General features: G+C 62.5%; 17 protein-coding genes and 1 tRNA gene. 14 read left to right on the forward strand and 4 right to left on the reverse strand.

Going from position 1 to position 20,026, the window contains the following annotated elements:
- Nucleotides 1-362 precede the first annotated feature (362 nt).
- The 5 genes from PYR71_RS02660 (at nt 363) to PYR71_RS02680 (ending at nt 4,718) form a co-directional block, all read left to right on the forward strand.
- Complete coding sequence (locus PYR71_RS02660) at nt 363-1,322, forward strand: NAD(P)H-dependent flavin oxidoreductase (RefSeq protein WP_275618117.1); 960 nt, start codon at nt 363-365, stop codon at nt 1,320-1,322.
- Nucleotides 1,323-1,444: 122 nt separating this feature from the next.
- Nucleotides 1,445-1,520: transfer RNA gene (locus PYR71_RS02665), tRNA-Thr, on the forward strand.
- A gap of 378 nt (nt 1,521-1,898) precedes the next feature.
- Nucleotides 1,899-2,432 carry a hypothetical protein gene (locus tag PYR71_RS02670; RefSeq protein WP_275618118.1) on the forward strand — a complete coding sequence of 178 codons (534 nt, stop codon included), beginning with the start codon at nt 1,899-1,901 and terminating at the stop codon, nt 2,430-2,432.
- A 196-nt stretch (nt 2,433-2,628) separates the two neighbouring features.
- On the forward strand, nt 2,629-2,997 hold the full coding sequence (locus PYR71_RS02675; protein ID WP_275618119.1) for a hypothetical protein: 369 nt from the start codon (nt 2,629-2,631) through the stop codon (nt 2,995-2,997).
- Between the two features lie 110 nt (nt 2,998-3,107).
- Entirely contained in the window at nt 3,108-4,718 is a 1,611-nt protein-coding gene (locus tag PYR71_RS02680) for an MDR family MFS transporter (RefSeq protein ID WP_275618120.1), read from the forward strand.
- On the opposite strand, the gene PYR71_RS02685 is transcribed toward PYR71_RS02680, so the two are convergent.
- Together PYR71_RS02685 and PYR71_RS02690 are read right to left on the reverse strand one after the other, a co-directional pair.
- The gene (locus tag PYR71_RS02685; RefSeq protein ID WP_183914317.1) at nt 4,715-6,661 is read right to left on the reverse strand and encodes an ABC transporter ATP-binding protein/permease; all 1,947 of its coding nucleotides are present in this window, start codon (nt 6,659-6,661) and stop codon (nt 4,715-4,717) included. The two genes, PYR71_RS02680 and PYR71_RS02685, sit on opposite strands and share 4 nt — an antisense overlap.
- A 345-nt stretch (nt 6,662-7,006) precedes the next feature.
- Nucleotides 7,007-7,906 carry a GntR family transcriptional regulator gene (locus PYR71_RS02690; RefSeq protein WP_183914315.1) on the reverse strand — a complete coding sequence of 300 codons (900 nt, stop codon included), beginning with the start codon at nt 7,904-7,906 and terminating at the stop codon, nt 7,007-7,009.
- Nucleotides 7,907-8,141: 235 nt separating this feature from the next.
- Here PYR71_RS02690 and PYR71_RS02695 point away from each other — a divergent pair, with 235 nt between their 5' ends.
- The 7 genes from PYR71_RS02695 to PYR71_RS02725 all read left to right on the forward strand — a co-directional run bounded on the left by PYR71_RS02695 (nt 8,142) and on the right by PYR71_RS02725 (nt 16,102).
- Complete coding sequence (locus tag PYR71_RS02695; RefSeq protein ID WP_183914313.1) at nt 8,142-9,644, forward strand: UxaA family hydrolase; 1,503 nt, start codon at nt 8,142-8,144, stop codon at nt 9,642-9,644.
- 40 nt (nt 9,645-9,684) lie between these two features.
- Nucleotides 9,685-10,704: an aldo/keto reductase gene (locus PYR71_RS02700; RefSeq protein WP_275618121.1), complete on the forward strand. Its 1,020-nt coding sequence runs from the start codon at nt 9,685-9,687 to the stop codon at nt 10,702-10,704.
- Nucleotides 10,705-10,713: 9 nt separating this feature from the next.
- Entirely contained in the window at nt 10,714-11,163 is a 450-nt protein-coding gene (locus PYR71_RS02705; protein ID WP_275618122.1) for an RbsD/FucU family protein, read from the forward strand.
- A gap of 206 nt (nt 11,164-11,369) precedes the next feature.
- Complete coding sequence (locus PYR71_RS02710; RefSeq protein WP_183914307.1) at nt 11,370-12,359, forward strand: ABC transporter substrate-binding protein; 990 nt, start codon at nt 11,370-11,372, stop codon at nt 12,357-12,359.
- 104 nt (nt 12,360-12,463) lie between these two features.
- Entirely contained in the window at nt 12,464-14,017 is a 1,554-nt protein-coding gene (locus tag PYR71_RS02715; RefSeq protein WP_106797083.1) for a sugar ABC transporter ATP-binding protein, read from the forward strand.
- A 27-nt stretch (nt 14,018-14,044) separates the two neighbouring features.
- Entirely contained in the window at nt 14,045-15,019 is a 975-nt protein-coding gene (locus tag PYR71_RS02720; protein ID WP_011423867.1) for an ABC transporter permease, read from the forward strand.
- A gap of 63 nt (nt 15,020-15,082) precedes the next feature.
- Nucleotides 15,083-16,102, forward strand: coding sequence for a zinc-binding alcohol dehydrogenase family protein (locus tag PYR71_RS02725; RefSeq protein ID WP_275618123.1), 1,020 nt, complete (start codon nt 15,083-15,085; stop codon nt 16,100-16,102).
- A 595-nt stretch (nt 16,103-16,697) separates the two neighbouring features.
- Here PYR71_RS02725 and PYR71_RS02730 read toward each other — a convergent pair.
- The gene (locus PYR71_RS02730; protein ID WP_275618124.1) at nt 16,698-17,423 is read right to left on the reverse strand and encodes a copper homeostasis protein CutC; all 726 of its coding nucleotides are present in this window, start codon (nt 17,421-17,423) and stop codon (nt 16,698-16,700) included.
- Nucleotides 17,420-18,649 carry a LysR family transcriptional regulator gene (locus PYR71_RS02735; protein ID WP_275618125.1) on the reverse strand — a complete coding sequence of 410 codons (1,230 nt, stop codon included), beginning with the start codon at nt 18,647-18,649 and terminating at the stop codon, nt 17,420-17,422. The genes PYR71_RS02730 and PYR71_RS02735 overlap by 4 nt, the downstream gene beginning before the upstream one ends.
- On the opposite strand from PYR71_RS02735, the gene PYR71_RS02740 reads away from it, so the two are divergent.
- Entirely contained in the window at nt 18,617-18,883 is a 267-nt protein-coding gene (locus tag PYR71_RS02740) for an acetyltransferase (protein ID WP_275618126.1), read from the forward strand. The genes PYR71_RS02735 and PYR71_RS02740 overlap by 33 nt on opposite strands.
- A gap of 183 nt (nt 18,884-19,066) precedes the next feature.
- Nucleotides 19,067-19,975, forward strand: coding sequence for a glycine betaine ABC transporter substrate-binding protein OsmF (gene osmF / locus PYR71_RS02745; RefSeq protein ID WP_275618127.1), 909 nt, complete (start codon nt 19,067-19,069; stop codon nt 19,973-19,975).
- The last annotated feature ends 51 nt before the right edge of the window (nt 19,976-20,026 follow it).

A 20,026-nucleotide genomic window follows, 5' to 3' on the forward strand; every position in this document is an offset into this window, starting at 1 on the left:
CCCGGCGTCGGACCGTAATCCCCGCCGTTCTCCATCAAAATTCGGTAGCGGCAAGCGCGGCAAACCGCAAGCCTTGCCGGCCCGCCCGCCGTTGATCTCCGGCGATATTCGTCAGCTTTGACGGGCTTGCGGGCCGTCGCCAATGCGCATCGCATCAAATTTGATTCGCGCAATGCGCTTTAGCTCTTTGTTTTTATGCATGTCGTTGTCCCTACACACTTCCGGGCGACATGCATTATCCGTTCTCTCCGCCTGATATATCGGGCTGAAATCGACGAAGGCATGGCAGCCGCTCTTTTATCGGCTTTTCTTCTCTGTTATGAGATTGACGTTTTCGTAAACGTCAATGCGAGCGGTGAACCATGGCCCTGCCCCCGATCCTCAAGGACAAACTCAGACTGCCGGTGATCGGCTCGCCGCTCTTCATCATCTCGCATCCGGCATTGACGCTGGCGCAATGCAAGGCAGGCATCGTCGGCGCCTTTCCGGCGCTGAACGCCCGGCCGGAAAGCCAGCTCGACGAATGGCTGGCCGAGATCACCGAGGAGCTTGCCCGCCACGACGCCGCCCAACCGGACAAGCCAGCAGCACCCTTTGCCGTCAACCAGATCGTCCACATGTCGAACAAACGGCTGGAGCATGACCTCTCGCTCTGCGTCAAATACAAGGTGCCTATCGTCATCTCCTCACTCGGCGCCGTGCCGGAGGTCAATGCCGCCGTGCATTCCTATGGCGGCATCGTGCTGCACGACATCATCAACAACCGCCACGCCCATTCGGCGATCCGCAAGGGCGCCGACGGGCTAATCGCGGTGGCATCCGGCGCCGGCGGCCATGCCGGCACGCTGTCGCCTTTCGCGCTCGTCCAGGAAATCCGGGAATGGTTCGACGGGCCACTGCTGCTTGCCGGTGCCATTTCCACCGGCGGCGCCATTCTCGCTGCGGAGGCGATGGGCGCCGACATGGCCTATATCGGCTCGCCCTTCATCGCCACGCAAGAGGCGCGCGCCGCAGAAGCCTACAAGCAGGCAATCGTCGAAGGGGCCGCCGCCGACATCGTCTATTCCAACTATTTCACCGGCGTGCACGGCAACTATCTCAAGCCCTCGATCGTCGCTGCCGGCATGGACCCCGACAACCTGCCCGTCGCCGACCCTTCGAAGATGGATTTCGAACAGGCGACCGGCGGCGCCAAGGCCTGGAAGGACATATGGGGCAGCGGCCAGGGCATCGGCGCCGTCAAGGCCGTCGAACCGGTGGCCAAACTCGTCGACCGGCTGGAGGCGGAATACAAGGCCGCCCGCGCCCGGCTTTCGCTCTGAAAGCGGTCTTCCACACCCCTGCCCTCTTTTTTGCCAAAGGCATGACAGGGTGCTTGAAATCTTCGGACAATGCCTGTATCAGCGCCATGCAAATCGCAGGCCGCTCGCTTCGGTCGCCAAATGCCGCTTTAGCTCAGTCGGTAGAGCACATCATTCGTAATGATGGGGTCACGTGTTCGAGTCACGTAAGCGGCACCATTTTCTTCTCAGTCTTCAACATCTTCTAAAAGTGCTGTGCGCCGAAGCACGGTAGTCTCGATGCCATTCGAGACGCCTCGGGGTGAGCTCTCCTGGCTTTGGTGCGGCACCCTCCGACGGGCCTCATCCTACGGTGTGCAGCCCGCAGGCGAAGCCTCGAAGGACACGCCACAAGGTTGCGCCTTTCATCCGGCTGCTGTCGGCGCACCCGCCTCGCCCTTCGAGGCTCCTGGGGGGCACCTCAGGGTGAGGCTCTCTGGGGGCTGGCGCATACTCCTCCATGCCGACTATGAACTAAGCATCCTGCAACGCTTGCCATGGTATATATCCGCTCTGCTATATTTCCCCATCACGCCCTTTTAAGGTAGGTTCAGATTGTTGAGGTTGCTTATTTTACGATGGGAATTCCCACTGTTTCCAGCGCTCTCCGCACTGGCATCCCACTTCATCTTTGTATTCCAAGAGTTTTATAAACCTGGCCCGAAAAGCGCGGAGACCTCGATCCTTTGCGTCCCTATTTTGGCTTACGTGTATGCGAACGTTTTCTCGATCCTCGTAGACCGGACGCCCGCTTCGATGCTGTTGGCCTCACTCGCGACGGCAATTCCGTCCGCATTTCTGGCAATCTATTTCATTCATTCGCGCCAGATCGAACGCAAATCCAAACCAAAGATTTCAACCACCAAGATGTTAGTCTTTGCGCTTGCTGGGCTCGCTCTTGTTGCGTTATCGGCCTATGGCCTGGCCGAAATCCCCGCATGTACAAAATGTCGACGCGGGGCGGAGTTGATTGGCCATCTCGAGTTTGAAAGGTATTATCTGATCTGCCTATTTGGTGGAATGATCGGCATGTCCTCCTTCTTGTTTCTCCATGAGGCTTTGAGGCGGTATTTCAAGCCAGCTATCAAATGATGCCCCAATATTCTGCCTAGCGCCTAGTTGAGTTCCGTGGCGGAGGCCGTGAGTTTGTCTTATTCGGCCGCAAATGCCATTTACGCCCGCGTTGCCCACGGAAAGAGGCATAGCCGCGCGTCGGCGCGCCATATACAATATATGGAAAACGGAACAATGCCGCCGCCGGGCAGGTTCTCCCCTTGAGACAACAAGGATGGAGAAAATCATGTCCTGCAAACTCGTCGCAATATCCCTCCTTTCCATCGGTCTTGCCGGCTCGGCGCTGGCGCAGACGACCGGCGGCGCGAATTCCAGTGGGCGGCTTTCCGTGGCGCCTATCATCGGTGGGTCGGGGAGCTCGGGCCCGGGTTCCGCCGGTACCGGATCCGCCGGTACTGGCTCGGCCGGCACCGGCTCTTTCGGCACCGATCCCGGTACGACCGGCAGCACCACCGGCACTGGCGGCGTCGATCTCAACACCGGTCGCAGCACGATTAATCCCGGCGGCGTCAATCCGGATCTTCAGCAGGTGCCAGGCTGCACGGCCGCTACCGGTTCACTCAGCGAGGCATGCCAGCGGTGAGGTGGGCAAGGCGCCCGCTTCTGAAATGACGGCCCGGAGCGGAGAGCGCCGGGCTTTCCTTTGGATCGTGCACAGCCTGGACCGACGTAAAAATGATGGCCGACGCGCGGATGGCTTTACGCTTCGTCGCTGAGATCGTAAAACAAAAACACCCCCGCGCATGGCGCATCGCCACATCAAGCCAGCCTGCCGTTATTCCGGCGTCCGCGGAGCACCCGAAGAGGATCGTCATGTCGAATGCAGCGCATCGCTCGAACCGCGTGCTTGTCGTCGCGACCATCATGGTCGCGACCTTCATGGTTGCCATCGAGGCGACGATCGTGGCGACGGCGATGCCGCGCATCGTCGGCCAGCTCGGCGGCTTTTCCTACTACAGCTGGGTGTTTTCGGCCTTCCTGCTGGCGCAGTCGACGACGACAGTCATCTACGGCAAGCTTTCCGACATTTTCGGGCGCAAGCCGGTGCTGATCGGCGGCATTATCATCTTCCTCGCCGGCTCGGCGCTCTGCGGCTTTGCCTGGTCGATGATGTCGCTGGTGCTGTTCCGGTTGCTGCAGGGGCTGGGGGCCGGCGCCATCCAGCCGGTGACGATGACGATCATCGGCGATCTCTTCAAACTCGAGGAACGCGGCCGGGTGCAGGGCGCGATGGCGACCGTCTGGGCGACCTCGGCCGTCGTCGGGCCGCTTGCCGGCGGCATCATCGTCGACAATATCTCCTGGGCCTGGATCTTCTGGATCAACCTGCCGATCGGCATCGTCTCGATCGTCGCCTTCATGATCTTCCTGAAGGAGGATGTCGCGCACAAGCAGGCAAGGATCGATTACCTCGGGTCGGTGCTGTTTTCGGTCTCGGTCGTCGCCCTGCTCGTCATGCTGACGGAAACCGATGCAGGCGCCTCAATCCTGCTGTCGCTTTTCGCCGTCTTCATCGTCGCGGGGCTGCTCTTCCTCGCCCAGGAGAAACGGGCGCCGGAGCCCATCATTTCGATCGCACTCTGGAGCCGCCGGCTGATCGCCACCAGCAATGCGGCGACGCTGCTTGCCGGCATGGCGCTGATCGGGCTTTCCACCATCCTGCCGATCTACGTGCAGGGCGTGCTCGGCCGCTCGCCGATCGTTGCCGGCTTCACGCTCACCATGCTCATCGTCGGCTGGCCCTTGGCGGTGATGCTTTCCGGCCGCTTCTATAAGGCTTTCGGCATTCGCCGGACGCTGCGCGTCGGCAGCCTGATGTTTCCGTTCGGCGCCTGTTTCCTGCTGTTCCTGACGCCGGAAAGCTCGCCGGTTCTGGCCGGCGCCGGCTCCTTCTTCATGGGCTTCGGCATGGGCCTGATCAGCCTGACCAGCATCGTGCTGGTGCAGGACAGCGTCGAATGGTCGATGCGCGGCAGCGCCACCGCCTCGATCATCTTCGCCCGCAGCCTCGGCAATACGCTCGGCGCCACCGTGCTCGGCGCCATCCTCAACGCCGGCATCAACCACCATGCGAGCGGCGAGACGGCGGCGGCCCTGCACAATGCGCTGAACCAGCCGACCGGGCTCTCGGCACTCGCCGCCGATCCTGATATCCGAAGCGTCTTCGATGCGGCCCTGCACTGGAGCTTCTGGGGCGTGGTCATCGTCGCGGTGCTGACCTTCTTCACCACCTGGCTGATCCCCGTCGGCCACCGCCAGACGCACGATGAGCCGGCAGTGACAAGCGAGGCTGCCTCGCGTTAGCGGCGGTTGTCCAAGACGCGCAGGATTAGGTTTCTTCTTCCCTTGCGCTGGACGAGATCGATATCGCTGACGAGCTTTGCGCCGCCCTCGCGCCGCTCCAAGGTGATCTTGCGGCTGTGAAAGGCTTCCAGTTCGGCGCGATGCGCGACGCTGATGATGGTCACCGTCGGCAATTCGTCGATCACCATCTCCATCATCCTGTCCTGGCTCTTCTCGTCGAGTGCCGAGGTCGCTTCGTCGAGCACGATGATATCCGGCGTGTGCAGCAGCAGCCGCGCGAAAGCGAGCCGCTGCTTTTCGCCACCCGACAGGATCTGGTCCCACGGCGCTTCTTCCTCGATCTTCTCGCTCAGATAATCCAGCCCCACCTTGGCAAGGGCCGCCTTGATTTCCTCCGGCGTCCAGCTCTCGGCGGCACGGGGATAGGCCACCGCGCGCCGAAGAGTCCCGGACGGGATATAGGGCCGCTGTGGCAGCATGAACAAGCGCCGGTCGCCGTGGAAATCGACGCTGCCGTGACCCCAGGGCCAAAGACCGGCGATGGCTCGCACCAGCGTGCTCTTGCCCGAGCCGGATTCCCCGGCCACGAGCACCCGCTCGCCCGGCGCGATCTCGACCTGGGTTTCCTTGACCACCGCGGTGCCGTCGTCGAGAGACACCGCGAGATCGTTCAAGTTCAGGATCGCATTGCCCTTGCTTTCACCATGCCGGATGCGTCCCAGAACGTCGCTCTGCTCGGCGCGCTCGAGGCCGTCGAGCGACATCATCAGCGAGGCGATGCGTCGCGCGCAGGCGTTCCAGTCGGCAAGACGCGGATAGTTGTCGACCAGCCATCCGAACGCCGTCTGAACGATGGCGAAGGCGGAGGCTGCCTGCATGACCTCGCCAAGCGTCATGCCGCCTGCGAGAAATTTCGGCGCGCATAGCAGGAGCGGCACAACAGGAGCAATCAGCATCGATCCGTGCGAGACGAAGGTCGTACGCATGTGCTGGCGCGCAAGCAGCGCCCATTGCCTGAGCACATTGGAAAATGTCTTGTCGAGGTCGCTACGCTCCTCGTCCTCGCCGCCGAGCAAGGCAATGCTCTCACCGTTTTCGCGCACACGGGTCAGCGTATAGCGAAGCTCGGCTTCCACCTGGTTCTTGAGCTCCGAGACCTGGACGAAATGGCGGCCGATGACCGCGATCACGGTTGAGGTGATCACGGCATAGAGCACCGCAGTGACGACGAGAAAACCGGGAATGGTGATGGTCGACCCGGCGAGCGGCAGCGTGAGCGCTCCGCCGATCGTCCACAGCACGACGATGAAGGTCGAAGCCGAGAGAAAGGCGGCGATGACGCCGGCGATGAAGTCCACCGGCGCTTCGGTAGCGATCCGCAAATCCTCCGAGATGCGCGCCTCAGGATTCTTGTGGTCGCCGCCGATGAGGTTCAGCTGATAATAACGACCGTTGGCCAGCCAGCGCGTGATCACCGCCTTCGTCAGCCAGGAGCGCCAGCGGCGCTGGATCATCATGCGAACATAGACTTGCGCGGTGACAAGCGCGACGCTTCCGAGCACAAGCGGCACGAAGACCGCGCTCAGGTAGTAGACCGTGCCGGCGTCGTGTCGCTCTATGGCGTCGAAGATGCCGCGGTTCCAGCGATTGATCCCATATTGGAAGCCGACATTCATGCAGATCATAATCAACAGACCGATCGAGCACGGCCACGCGAGCTTGTCGCCACTGCTGCCCCAGTAGCGGCGGGCGCTGATCCAGAAACGCCTCAGCAAATATCGCTTGCGCGCCTGCTCGGCCTCCTCGGGCGTGAGCTGCGAACTGGGTTCGATGGCATCTGGCGGCGGAGCCTCGACAGTCGATGCCTTCTCGGGGCGCGACTTCTCGGCACCGTCCTCTTCGGTGCCGTCGACCGATTTCGGGTGGAGTTTAGCGTCGGTCATAAGCACGATAACGGCTTACAAATCAGAAGGTTTCATGGAGGCCGGCGCGGGAGGTGGCATCGCAGGTCTCAAGGCGATGAGGCGCAGCCGCACTGGCACTGTTACGACGCCCTGCCTGCGCTGACGACATAGCTGTCGTTCGCCGCGTTCTGGATCGTCGCGATGGCGACCGGCGGAGTGCCTTTAGGCTAGGCCGGTTCATCTGGGCAGTTCGGCGCGCCTTGCTTCCTCTTCTCCCCAGGGGGGTCCGACGGGTCGAGACCTGTGGCTCGACCCCCGTTGGTGGCCCGAAGGGTCGGATGAGGGGTTGCGCGGCACGACTTTTGTCACCCTTCTCTTACCCTCTCACGCGCTCTCCGTCGCATTCTGCGGCAGGGATTGCAGCAGGGTCTGCCGGGCGGAGCGCAGGTGGACGCGGCATGCTTTCTCGATTGCCGCCTGGTCGCCGGATTCGAGCGCGGCGATATAATCCAGATGTTCGTGGATGGCGCGCTCGTTGCGTTCGCGGGCGGCGGTCTTGTTCCACTGGTAGTGATAATGGAAGATGATGGCGATCGCATCGTAGAAATCGGCGATGAAGCGGTTTTTCGAGGCGCGGTGGATCAACAGGTGGAAGCGCTCGTCAAGGACGGAGAAATCCTTGAAGCGGTGGTTGATGTCGGCGAGCATGGCGTGGTGTTCGTCGCGGATGGCGGCGAGGTCGGTCCAGGCCTGGTTGTCGCGAGGAAGCCGGCCGAACTCGGCGGCCGAATGCAGCTCGAACATCTCGCGGACATCGGCGAGTTCGAGTGCGAATTCGCGGGTGAAGCCCTTCAGCGTCCAATGGCTGTTCGGCCGCTTCTCGATCAGGCCGAAGCGGGAGAAGCGGATCAGGAATTCGCGCACGCTCGTGGTGCCGGTGCCGATCTCGCGGGCAAGCTCCAATTCGTTGATCTGCATGCCGGGCGCGGCATCGTCGGAAAGGATGCGCTGCATGAAGCTGCGCTCGATGATGTCGTGCAGGGAATCCGTTTCTTCGGAAGGAAAAAGGTCGCCGTCTGTCGGCTGGCGGAGCACGATCTTTTGGCGCTTGTTCCAGCGGATGATGCCTTCCTCGCTCAGACGCGTCAGGATGGCACGCGCCGTGGAGCGGCTGACGCCGAGCTGGGCGGCAATCTCCGGCTCCGAGGGCAGCGCTGTATCCGTGCGCAGGGCCGCGGCATACCTGTTATAGGCTTCTTTGAAGACCGTGTTCTGCCGTGCCATCAGCCCCCGCTTTCCGCCCGCGTGCCAAAACGTCATTCCGCCAAAAGCGGATGAGAGTCAGACCGGAGCGTGTTCAAACGAACCATTAGCGTATTTCCGCGCGCCTGCGGCGCATTGCCTTCCTCGTCCACAGGATCAATATTCCCGTTGACTTCAAAATGTTTATTGTAGATAAAAAACAAAATCAATGCGCATATGCATTCGAAAACCGCAGGATGCTTCTGGAGAGATGAGTTTGGACAAACAGCCTTGGATCATCCTGTCGGCCGGCGACAATGTCGCGGTCGCGACGGCCGCCATCGCGCCGGGTTCGACGGTTGCCGGCATCGTGGCCTCTCAGAAAATCGATCCCGGCCACAAGGTGGCGATCGCCGATATTCCGCTCGGGTCTCCCGTGGTGAAATACGGGCAGGCGATCGGCCGCACCACCGCCGAGGTCAAGGCCGGTGATCATGTGCACAGCCATAATCTGCATTTCGAGAACGACCGGCTGGCCGCGACCGCCAATTCGGCGCCGGAAGCAGCAACCGCCGAGGACAAGGCGCGCACCTTCATGGGCTATCGCCGCGCCGACGGCCGGGCAGCGACCCGCAACTATATCGGCATCATCGCCAGTGTGAACTGTTCCACCACGGTCTGCCGGGCGATCGCCGACGAGGCGAACCGGACGATCTTGCCGCACTACGACGGCATCGACGGTTTCGTGCCGATCGTGCACGACCAGGGCTGCGGCATGAGCTCGACCGGCGACGGCATGAATGTGCTGCATCGGACACTCGCCGGCTATACCAGGCATGTGAATTTCGGCGGCGTGCTGATGATCGGCCTCGGCTGCGAGGTCAACCAGCTGACGCTGTACGGACAGAGCGGCGCCGGCGCCTCGAAGCGGCATTTCAACATCCAGGACGCCGGCGGCTCGCGCCGCGCGGTCGAGCGCGCCATGGGCATGCTGCGCGAAATCGCCGCCGATGTCGGCAGGGAAAAACGCGTGCCGATCTTGATCGGCGAGATCATCATCGGCCTGCAATGCGGCGGCTCGGACGGGTTTTCCGGCATCACCGCCAATCCGGCGCTCGGTGTGGCGGCCGATCTGCTGGCTGCGGCCGGCGGCACGGCGATCCTGTCGGAAACCTCGGAAATCTATGGTGCGGAACATCTGCTGCGCAGCCGCGCCGTCAGCGACGACGTGGCGAGGAAGCTCGATGAGAAAATCGCTTGGTGGGAGGAGTATGTGGCGCTGCACGGCGCCTCGCTCGACAACAATCCCTCACCCGGCAACAAGCGCGGCGGGTTGACCACCATCCTGGAAAAATCGCTCGGCGCCGTCGCCAAGGGCGGGCGCTCGCCGCTGACGGCGGTCTATGGTTATGCCGAGCGGGTCACCGCCCCCGGCCTCGTCTTCATGGATACACCAGGCTATGACCCTGTCTCGGCAACCGGCCAGGTTGCCGGTGGGGCGAATATGATCGCCTTCACCACCGGCCGCGGCAGCTGCTTCGGCTGCCGGCCGGCGCCGTCGCTGAAGCTCTCCAGCAATTCGGCGCTCTATGCGGCGATGGAAGAGGACATGGACATCGATTGCGGCACGATCGCCACCGGCGATGCGACGATCAGCGGCAAGGGCCGTGAGATCTTCGACCTGATCATCGAGACGGCCTCCGGCAAAAGGACAAAGAGCGAGCTCTTCGGCTACGGCGACAATGAATTTGTGCCCTGGCATCTCGGCGCAACGCTCTGATCTGAAATAGAAAATCCCGAAAGCTTGGCGAGGAGGCGTGATGAAGACGAGACGGATCGGCAGGACCAAGCTCGAAGTGACCGAAATCAGCTACGGGGCGGCGCCCTTGGGCGGTCTTTACCGGGCCTGCCCGCGCGAGCAGGCGATGGAAACCCTGCAGGCAGCCTGGGACAGCGGCATCCGCTATTTCGATGTCGCCCCTTGGTACGGGCTCGGCCTTGCGGAACGGCGCGTCGGCGATTTCCTGCGCGATCAGCCGGATCGGTCCTACGTGCTCTCCACCAAGGTCGGCCGGCTGCTGCGGCCGGTGCCGACGGGAACGGTGCCGGATTATAGCTACGTCGACCCGCTGTCTTTCGATGCCGATTACGACTATTCCTATGACGGCATCATGCGCTCGGTCGAGTTCAGCTATGCCCGCCTCGGCCTCAATCGCATCGACATTCTCTATGTGCACGATATCGGCGTCTATACGCATGGCGCGGCGAAGAACGCCGTCTACCAGAAGCAGCTGCTCGATTCCGGCGTGAAGGCGCTGGAAGAACTGAAATCTTCCGGTGCCATCTCCGCCTTCGGCCTCGGCGTCAACGAAGTGCCGGTCTGCCTCGACGTCATGAACCATGCCGATCTCGACTGCATCCTGCTTGCCGGCCGCTACACGCTGCTCGACCGCTCCGCAGTGAAGGAACTCCTGCCGCTCTGCCGGCAGAAGGGCACCTCGCTCGTGGTCGGCGGCGTCTTCAACTCCGGCATTCTCGCCACCGGTCCGGTGCCGGGCTCGCATTTCGACTATATGCCGGCCGATGCGGACGTGCTTGCCAAGGTCGGCGCCATGGAGGCGATCGCCAAGCGCCACGGCGTGCCGCTCGCGGCGGCCGCCATGCAGTTTCCGCTGCGCGACCCGATCGTCGCCTCGGTGCTGATCGGCACCGCCAAGCCGTCGAGCCTGACGCGCAACATGGAAATCGTCGAGCCGCCGCTTGCCGAGGGCATCTTTGCCGAATTCGAGCCCTATACGCTCACCGCGCCGCCGCTCGGCGCCGAAGCGGTCCGGGTCTGAGGAGACACTATGCTGAGAGGTATTCATCCGCTGCTCGGGCCCGACCTGCTCCATGCGCTGAAGACGATGGGGCATGGCGACGACATCGTCATATCGGACGCCAATTTTCCCTCCGGTTCGATGGGCCCACCGGTCATTCGCGCCGACGGCGTCAGCGCCACTGACATGGCCGAGGCGATCCTGACCCATATGCCGCTCGACACCTTCGTGCCGGATACGGCATGGCGGATGGAGGTGGTCGGCGACCCGCAGGCCGTGCCGGAAGTCTGCGCCGAGTTCCAGCAGATCGTCTCGAAGCGCGCCGGCGATTTCCGCATTGTGCCGGTGGAGCGCTTCGCCTTCTACGGAATGGCCCGCAAGGCCGCTTATATCGTCGCGACGACGGAATTCCGGCTGTACGGCAACCTGATTTTGAAGAAGGGCGTCGTACATCCCCATGAGGTTGAGTTCGGCCGATAGCTATATTAGGCTATCGTGGTATTGGAATGAAATCAGTAACTTGAGAGGAGCCTTCCAATGCAAAAAAGCGCAACAGACGCCCTTGCAATTTGATTGCGCCTCGGCTAGCTTCTGCCTGCAAATGTTTTTTATCGATAAAAATCGTCCGCCTGCGTTCAGCGGTCTGGTTTCTTTGGAGGAGAACGCATCCTGAGAGGAGAACCCTTATGAGCATCGTGAAATCCCTTCTGTCCCGCCGTGCCTTCACCGCGCTGGCAGGCGCCGCCGTCATCGCCACGGCGATGCCGGTCACGTCCTTCGCTGCCGATGTGACGATCCCGATCATCGTCAAGGACACGACGTCCTTCTACTGGCAGATCGTTCTGGCCGGCGCCCGCAAGGCCGGCAAGGATCTCGGTGTCAACGTGCCGGAACTCGGCGCCCAGGCAGAATCCGACATCAACGGCCAGATCAGCATTTTGGAGAACGCCGTTGCCGGCAAGCCGGCCGCCATCGTCATCTCGCCGACGGAATTCAAGGCGCTCGGCAAGCCGATCGATGAAGCCGCCAAGTCGGTTCCGATCATCGGCATCGACTCGGGTGCCGACTCCAAGGCATTCAAGTCGTTCCTGACGACCGACAACGTCCAGGGCGGCCGCATCGCCGCCGACGGTCTTGCCGCCGCCATTAAGGAGATGACGGGCAAGGAAGAAGGCGAGATCGTCATCCTCACCAATCTTCCCGGCGTCGGCTCGCTGGAGCAGCGCCGCGAAGGCTTCCTGGATCAGATCAAGACCAAGCATCCCGGCCTGAAAGTCATCGCCGACAAGTATGGTGACGGCCAGGCGACGACCGGCCTCAACATGATGACCGACCTGATCACGGCTAATCCGAACCTCGTCGGCGTCTTCGCCTCGAACCTCATCCTGGCGCAGGGCGTTGGCCAGGCGATCGCCGAAAACAAGCTCGGCGACAAGATCAAGGTCATCGGCTTCGACAGCGACGACAAGACGGTTGGCTTCCTCAAGGACGGCGCAATCGCCGGCCTCGTCGTTCAGGACCCCTATCGCATGGGCTATGACGGCATCAAGACCGCGCTTGCCGTCTCCAAGGGCGAGAAGGTTCCTGAGAATGTCGACACCGGCGCCAACCTCGTGACCAAGGCGAACATGAGCGATCCTAAGATCGACGCGCTCCTGAACCCGAAGATCAAGTAATCCGACAGAACAGGCCGCGCCGGCTCAAAAACCGGCGCGGCCTTTTCCATCCATGCTATGGTTCAGCAAGGATGGAGCAGACGCGACAAGAGGAGGAGAGGTCCATGATCGGACTGGAAGAGGTCAGTCATCGCCATGATGACAGCGCCACGCTGAAAGAAGCCAATCGTATCCCCACCGGATCGCCAATCCTCGAACTGAAAGGCCTGCAGAAGAATTACGGTCACGTGCAGGCGCTGAAACCGGCGACGCTGACCTTTCTGGCCGGAGAGATCCACGCCATTGTCGGCGAAAACGGCGCCGGCAAATCCACCCTCATCAAATTGCTTACCGGCGTCATCACCCGCACGGCCGGCGAGGTGCTGTGGTGCGGCCATCCGGTCGGGCTGTCGACGCCGAATGAGGCGATCGCCCGCGGCATCAACGCCGTCCATCAGGAAGTCGTGCTCTGCCCGCACCTGACGGTCGCCGCCAATCTCTTCCTCGGCGACGAAGTCAACCGCTATGGCCTGATGCGCAAGAAGCAGATGGAGAAGATGGCGCAGGCCGTCCTCGACGATCTCGGTTTCGGCCTGCCGGCCGGCGCGCCTTTAAGCTCGCTGACGATCGGCCAGCAGCAACTGGTGGCGACGGCGCGCGCGGCGATGCGCGGCACGCAGTTTCTGATCTTCGACGAACCCACGGCCTATCTGACCCGCCAGGAATCGGCGCAGCTCTTCAAGCTGATCCGCCGGCTGCAGGGTGAAGGCGTCACCATCGTCTATATCAGTCACCGCATGGAGGAAGTCTTCGAACTGGCCGACCGCGTCTCGGTGCTGCGCGACGGCACCCATGTCGGCACGCGGCTGATCGGCGAGACCAACGATGCCGAACTGATCGCCTTGATGATCAACCGCTCGATCGAGCAGATCTATCACAAGGAAGAGATTGCGATCGGCGAGACGATCGTCGAGGTCAAGGGTCTTTCCGGTCCCGGCTTCGAGGACGTGTCGCTCAGCGTCAAAGCCGGACAGATTGTCGGACTCTACGGGCTGATCGGCGCCGGACGCAGCGAATTCGCGCTCGGCCTCTACGGGCGCCAGCCGATCAGGTCAGGTGAAATCGAATGGATGGGCAAACGGGTCGATATCCGCAGTGAACGCACGGCGATGGAACTCGGCATTGCGCTGGCGCCGGAAAGCCGCCGCGACCAGGGGCTTTGCCTCAACCTGCCGATCGGCCTCAACATCAACCTGCCGGTCTTCGGGCGCCTCAGCCAAGGGCCGGTGATCAGTCATGCGCGCGAATCGGCCAATGCCGACAGGCAGATCCGCGATCTCAGCATCAAGACGCCAAGCCGGCGGGTTCCGGCCTCCAGCATGTCGGGCGGCAATCAGCAGAAGATCGTCATCGGCAAGTGGCTGAGCCATGGTGCTCGGCTGTTCATCTTCGACGAACCGACCGTCGGCGTCGACGTCGGCACCAAGGCTGAGATCTATCGGCTGTTCGCCAAGCTCCTGAAGGAGGGGGCGGGCATCATCCTGATCTCCTCCTACCTGCCGGAGGTCTACGAACTGGCCGACCGGCTGCATGTGTTCCGCGGCGGCAGGCTCGTCGCGAGCCATGATTTCCATGCGGCGACGCATGAACAAGTGCTCAGCGAAGCGATCGGCGTCTGAGCCAGAAGAAGAAGAGGGAGAAAATTCATGACTGCCACCCCCACCGAAATCGTCGCGCCGCCGCCGCGCCGGAAAATGAACATCCTGTTCGGCCTCACCCTGATCGGCCTGCTGATCTTCCTCTGGATCGTGCTCGGCTTCGTCACCGCCAGCTTCTGGACGCCGCTCAATATCTCCAACCTGCTGCGTCAGGGGGCAATGACGGCGATCCTGGCGCTCGGCCAGACCTTCGTCATCATTACCGCCGGCATCGACCTGTCGGTCGGCGCCATCGTCGGCTTCTGCACCGTCATCATCGCCTGGCTCCTGCAGGCAGGCGTGCCGCTCTGGGGAGCAATCGTACTGACGCTCGCCATCGGTGTGGCAATCGGCGCCTTTCACGGTTTCGGCATCGTCCATATGGGCCTGCCACCCTTCATCATCACGCTGGCAACGCTGACCTCGCTCCGCGGCATCGGCCTGCTGATCACCAACGGTTCGACGATCAGCATCACCGACGAGAGCTTCAGCAACTTCGCCCGCGCCGATTTCCTCGGCATACCCAGCCTGTTCTGGATGGTCATCCTGGTGGCGGTGCCCTCCTTCGTCTTCCTGCATCTGAGCCGCTGGGGGCGTTATCTCTTCGCCGTCGGCTCAAACGCCGAAGCTGCGCGCCTTTCCGGCGTCAACGTCAAGGGCATGATCTATCTCGCCTATATCCTCTCGGCCGGCTTTGCCGCCTTCGTCGGCGTGCTGCTCGCCTCGCGCATCGCCATCGGCAATGCGACACAGGCCGACGGCTGGGAACTGCAGGCGATCGCCTCCTCCGTCATCGGCGGCACCAGCCTGTTCGGCGCGGTCGGCTCGGTACATGGCCCGCTGATCGGCGCCTTCATTCTCGCCACCATCAACAACGGCGCCAACCTTCTGAACGTCAATTCCTTCTGGCAGCGCATCATCACCGGTCTGCTGATCATCGTGATCGTGTTCTTCGACCAGCTGCGCCGCCGCAAGAGCAATTGAGAAACACAGAGAAGCCGGTCGAACAGGCCGGTTTCTTCAATTTCCAGGAATGCGAGACCTGTCATGAAAGCAGTTGTTTGCCGCGAGCCCGGCGTGCTCGAACTCGTCGAGCGGCCATCTCCCGCCGCACCGGCGCCCGGCTGGGTGCGCCTTGCCGTCAGTCATGTCGGCATCTGCGGCACGGATTATCATATCTTCGAGGGCAAGCACCCTTTCCTCGAATATCCCCGGGTGATGGGGCACGAGATCTCGGCGACGGTCATCGAGGCCGGTGAGGGCGTAACGCTTGCAGCCGGCACACCTGTTATCGTCAACCCCTATCTCTCCTGCGGCCAATGTGTCGCCTGCCGCCAGGGAAAGCCGAACTGCTGCACCAACATCAAGGTGCTCGGCGTCCATACTGACGGCGCCTTCTGCGAGGAGATCTCGGTACCCGAAGGCAATCTCTATCCCGCCACGGGCCTCAGCCTCGAAGCGGCGGCGACGACGGAATTTCTGGCGATCGGCGCCCATGCGGTGCGCCGCTCGCTGGCCGGCGCCGGTGCGCGCGCGCTCGTCATCGGCGCCGGGCCGATCGGCCTCGGGGCGGCGATCTTCTCGCGCATCGCCGGCCATGAAGTGACCCTGCTCGATACCAGCACCGAGCGGCTGCAAATGGCGGCCGAGCGCTTCGGCTTCACATCAGGCATTGTGGCCAACGAAGGAACCGCGGATATTGTGCGAGAAAAAACCGATGGCGACGGTTTCGATGTGGTCTTCGACGCCACAGGCTACGGTCCGTCGATGGAAAAGGCCTTCTCCTTCGTCGCCCATGGCGGCGCGCTGGTTCTCGTCAGCGTCGTCAAGGACGATATCCGCTTCGCCGACCCGGAATTCCACAAACGCGAGATGATGCTGATCGGCAGCCGCAACGCCACCCGCGCCGACTTCGAGCATGTGGCAGATTCTATCGCCAAGGGACTGGTGCCGGTCGATAAACTGATCACCCATCGCACGACGCTTGCCGATGCGCCGCGCGATCTCGCCCGCTGGGCGCATGAGAAGAGCGGGCTGATCAAGGCGGTGATCAGGGTTGAGGGTTAGGAGACAACGCCTACATGCGCGTGGAGTGCTCGCCGTGGATACTCGGGTCAAGCCCGAGTATGATGGAGGGTGGTGAAGCCCATGCGGCAGGAGGCGGGACGTTCGGAGGAATTCCAGCAAAATGCGGGGCGTTTTGCGTGGAAATCGCGTAAATAAAGACGGCAACTCCCATCACCACGCCCTTGCGCTCCTTGCCGCACGCGTTCCCCCACACTCCGTCGTCCTCGGGCTTGACCCGAGGACCCATGCCGTACGCACTGCGTTTCTGGTGAAATGGCCAGGCCACCCAGCCGAGCAAGTCAGGCGGAGTGCTGCGCGTGGATACTCGGGTCAAGCCCGAGTATGACGGAGAGTGGGGAAATCTATGCGGCAAGAGGCGGACCGTTGGGAGAATTCCAGCAAAATGCGGGGCGGTTTTGCGTGCGGATCGCTCAAACAAAGACGGCAATTCCAATGAAACCACATGCATTTGCGGTCCTTGCCGCACGCGTTCCCCCACACTCCGTCGTCCTCGGGCTTGATCCGAGGACCCATGCGGCAAGCACTGCATTGGCGTTTCAAAGCGCAAAACGCTTTCCGTCTGGAACCAAAACCGCTAACCCGCAGCCGCGATCGCCCTGCACATCTCCCTAACAACCGCGACATCCGTCCTATTGCTGCTCTTCGCCTCGAAACCGAAAGCAACCGCACGTGGATCGGCGTTTTCCACCGGCGAGCTGCAGGAGCCATGCACCTCGCGGGCGCCGGTCGCCTGCAATATGGCGCCGACATTGGCCGGGCGGATGCCGCTGCCGGGCATGATGGATATGCGGCCGGCCGCCTTGGCGGAGAGGCGTTTCAGCGTTTCGAGGCCGTCCGCGGCCTTCAGCGCACGGCCGGAGGTGAGGATACGCTCGCAGCCAAGCTCGATCGCCTGCTCCAGCGCCTGATCGGCATCCGGCACTAGGTCGAATGCGCGATGCAGCGTCGATCCCAAGCCTGATGCATGCGCCTTCAGGCGGTGGATCAACGGCATGTCGAGCGTACCGTCCGGCCGGTTGGCCCCGATGACGACGCCGGCGAGGCCGGCGGCGCGCACGGCGTCGATATCGAGCAGCATCGCTTCCTCGTCGGTGCGGCCGAAGATGAAGGGGCCGGCATGCGGGCGGATCATCGCATAGACCGGAATCGGCGCCCGGGCGGCGATCCGCATCAGGCTCGGCAGCGGCGTCAGGCCGCCGAGTTCGACCGCCGAGCAGAGCTCTATGCGGCCGGCGCCGCCTTCGACCGCGGCGGCAAGGCCCTCGGCGCTGTCGACACAGACCTCCAGCAGGATCGTCATGCGGCGCTCTCCCTGACTCCGTCGATTTTCGCGACGGCCTCCGACGTTATTCTCGCCGCCGCCGCGATGATGACGGCGCAGGCATCGGCGGCGGCTTTGCGGTGGTTGAAGGCGACGTGATAGGACATCGGCACATGCTCGTCGAGATCGACGATGCGTACCTTGTTGGCAATCGGCATGGCGCTGACGCGGCCGAGGAAAGAAACGTAGCCGTGATTGGCGACGAGATCGACGATCACAGGCAGCGAATCCGCCGCAGTGATATCGCGGCTGCGGAAACGCCGGTTGGCTGCGCGCTCGTCGCTGAAAGCCATGGCCGCGTGGCCGAGGCCGGTGCGCGGGCTCGGCATGCAGATCGCATGGGCGGCCACGAGATCGGTGACCGAGGTTTGCGTACTGTGCGGCGGCGCGATCACCACCATGTCGGTCTGCAGGAGTTCGCGATGCCGGAAGCTTTCCAGGCCGAAGACCGAATCCAGGATTGCCACATCGATGCGGCCGCTCTTCAGTGCCTCGCGCAGATCGTCGGCGGTCATCGAGACCAGCGAAATCGCATTGTTGCTGCGGCGCGCGTTCCATTCGGAGACCAGCAGGCCGAGGCAGCGCGCCACCCAGCTTTCCGATCCGGTCGGGATGATCGAGCCGATGCGCAGCGACCGGGCGCTGCGCCGGTAGCGCTCGTCGGCTGCCGATTTCAAATCATTCCAGGCTTGGCTAATCGCCATGAAGATCTGGTAGGCGCGCCTGCCCTCCTCCGTCAGGACAGAGCCCTGCGCCTGCCGCTCGAACAGCCGGTAGCCGAGGAATTTCTCAAGATTGGCAAGCTGGAGCGAAAGCTGCGGCTGACCGAGATGCAGGCGGCGGGCCGCGCGGTTGATGCTGCCCTGGTCGGCGACCTCGAGGAACCGCTCGATCGCGACGATCTTGACGGGAATGCGGGCGGCCCAGGCCTCATCGATCCCGCCGGCGCCGACTTGGCCGGCGAATCTGCAGAGTTCGCCGATCGCGACCGTGATTGGCTCCAGGCCTTCGAGCACGCCGCCGCCGGCGATCAGCGTCACCAGCTCGCCGGAGGCGCGTTCCGTCAGCTTCATCGCCAGCTGGGTTTCGGCATTGCGGATGGCCGCAGACACGGTGGAGGGCGACAACTGGAAACGGCGCGCGGTCTCGCGGACCGACGCCGAGGTCAGGACATGGCGGATTATGAACAGGGCCCCGAGATGCAAAGGCTGGCTCCGGAAAGCGCTTTAAAAACCGGACGATATGATGTGTTCGCGAAAAAAGATATCCCTGCCTCGACAGAGCCGGGCTATCGTGGCGGTCATAAAAATCCGGGCGGCGGTTATCCGCAGAAGAGCACCGGAACCATCGCGGAAACACGCAAGGGAACAAAAACAAATCGCGCCGACCCTGGAAAAGGGAATGCCTTTCCGCGCGCCGAGCCGCGTTCGCCGCCATAATCTCGGGCGTGAGCGCAAATACTGGAGGGGCTTGCATCGATTTTTCGAACGTGCACGCTATTTCCATGACGCACGCAATTCCGGCATGATGGCGGCCTTGTCGCCTTCGCCGGCGGATTTCCTGCGCATACGCCTCCGCCGGGGGCTTGCGCCACGTCAACGGTGTTAAAACAGGGGATATTCATGCTGAAGAAACTCGCACTTGCCGTCTCACTCTCCGCCTTCGCGGCGGGTGCGGTTCAGGCCGCAGACGTCGTGGTCTCGTCGAAAATCGACACGGAAGGCACGCTGCTCGGCAATGTCATCGCACTGGCGCTGGAAGCAAACGGCATCAAGACGCAGGACCGTATCGCGCTCGGCGCCACACCCGTGGTGCGCAAGGCGATCACCGCAGGCGAAATTGATATCTATCCCGAATATACCGGCAATGCCGGCTTCTTCTTCAACAAGGCCGACGATGCTGCCTGGAAGAACAACGACCAGGGATATGAGCTGGCGAAGAAGCTTGACTACGACGCCAACAAGATCGTCTGGTTGACGCCGTCGCCCGCCAACAACACCTGGGCGCTTGCCGTGCGCAACGACGTCGCCAGCCCGAACAAGCTGAAGACCATGTCCGATTTCGGCAAGTGGGTTGCCGGCGGCGGCGCCGTCAAGCTTGCGGCGTCTGCCGAATTCGTCAACTCGGCCGGCGCGCTTCCCGCCTTCCAGACGACCTACGGCTTCCAGCTGAAGCCCGATCAAATGGTCGTTCTCTCCGGCGGCGACACCGCGGCGACGATCAAGGCGGCGGCCGACCAGACGAACGGTGTCAACACAGCCATGGTCTACGGCACCGACGGCGCGATCGAAGCCGCGGAACTCACCGTTCTCGAGGACGACAAGGGCGTGCAGCAGGTCTATGCGCCTACCCCGATCATCCGCGAAGCGGTGCTGAAGGCCAATCCGAAGATCGAGGAAATCCTGTCGCCGATCTTCAAGAGCCTCAGCGCCGACGAGTTGCGCAAGCTCAACGCCAAGATCCAGGTCGACGGCGAACCGGCAAAGTCCGTCGCCGAGGCCTATCTCAAGGAAAAAGGCTTCCTGAAGTAATCACGCCCGCTCCGCCCGCTGCGGGCGGAGCGTCCTTTCCCCATAAGGTTG

This window comes from Rhizobium mulingense, assembly GCF_029194105.1.
GTDB lineage: Bacteria > Pseudomonadota > Alphaproteobacteria > Rhizobiales > Rhizobiaceae > Rhizobium > Rhizobium mulingense.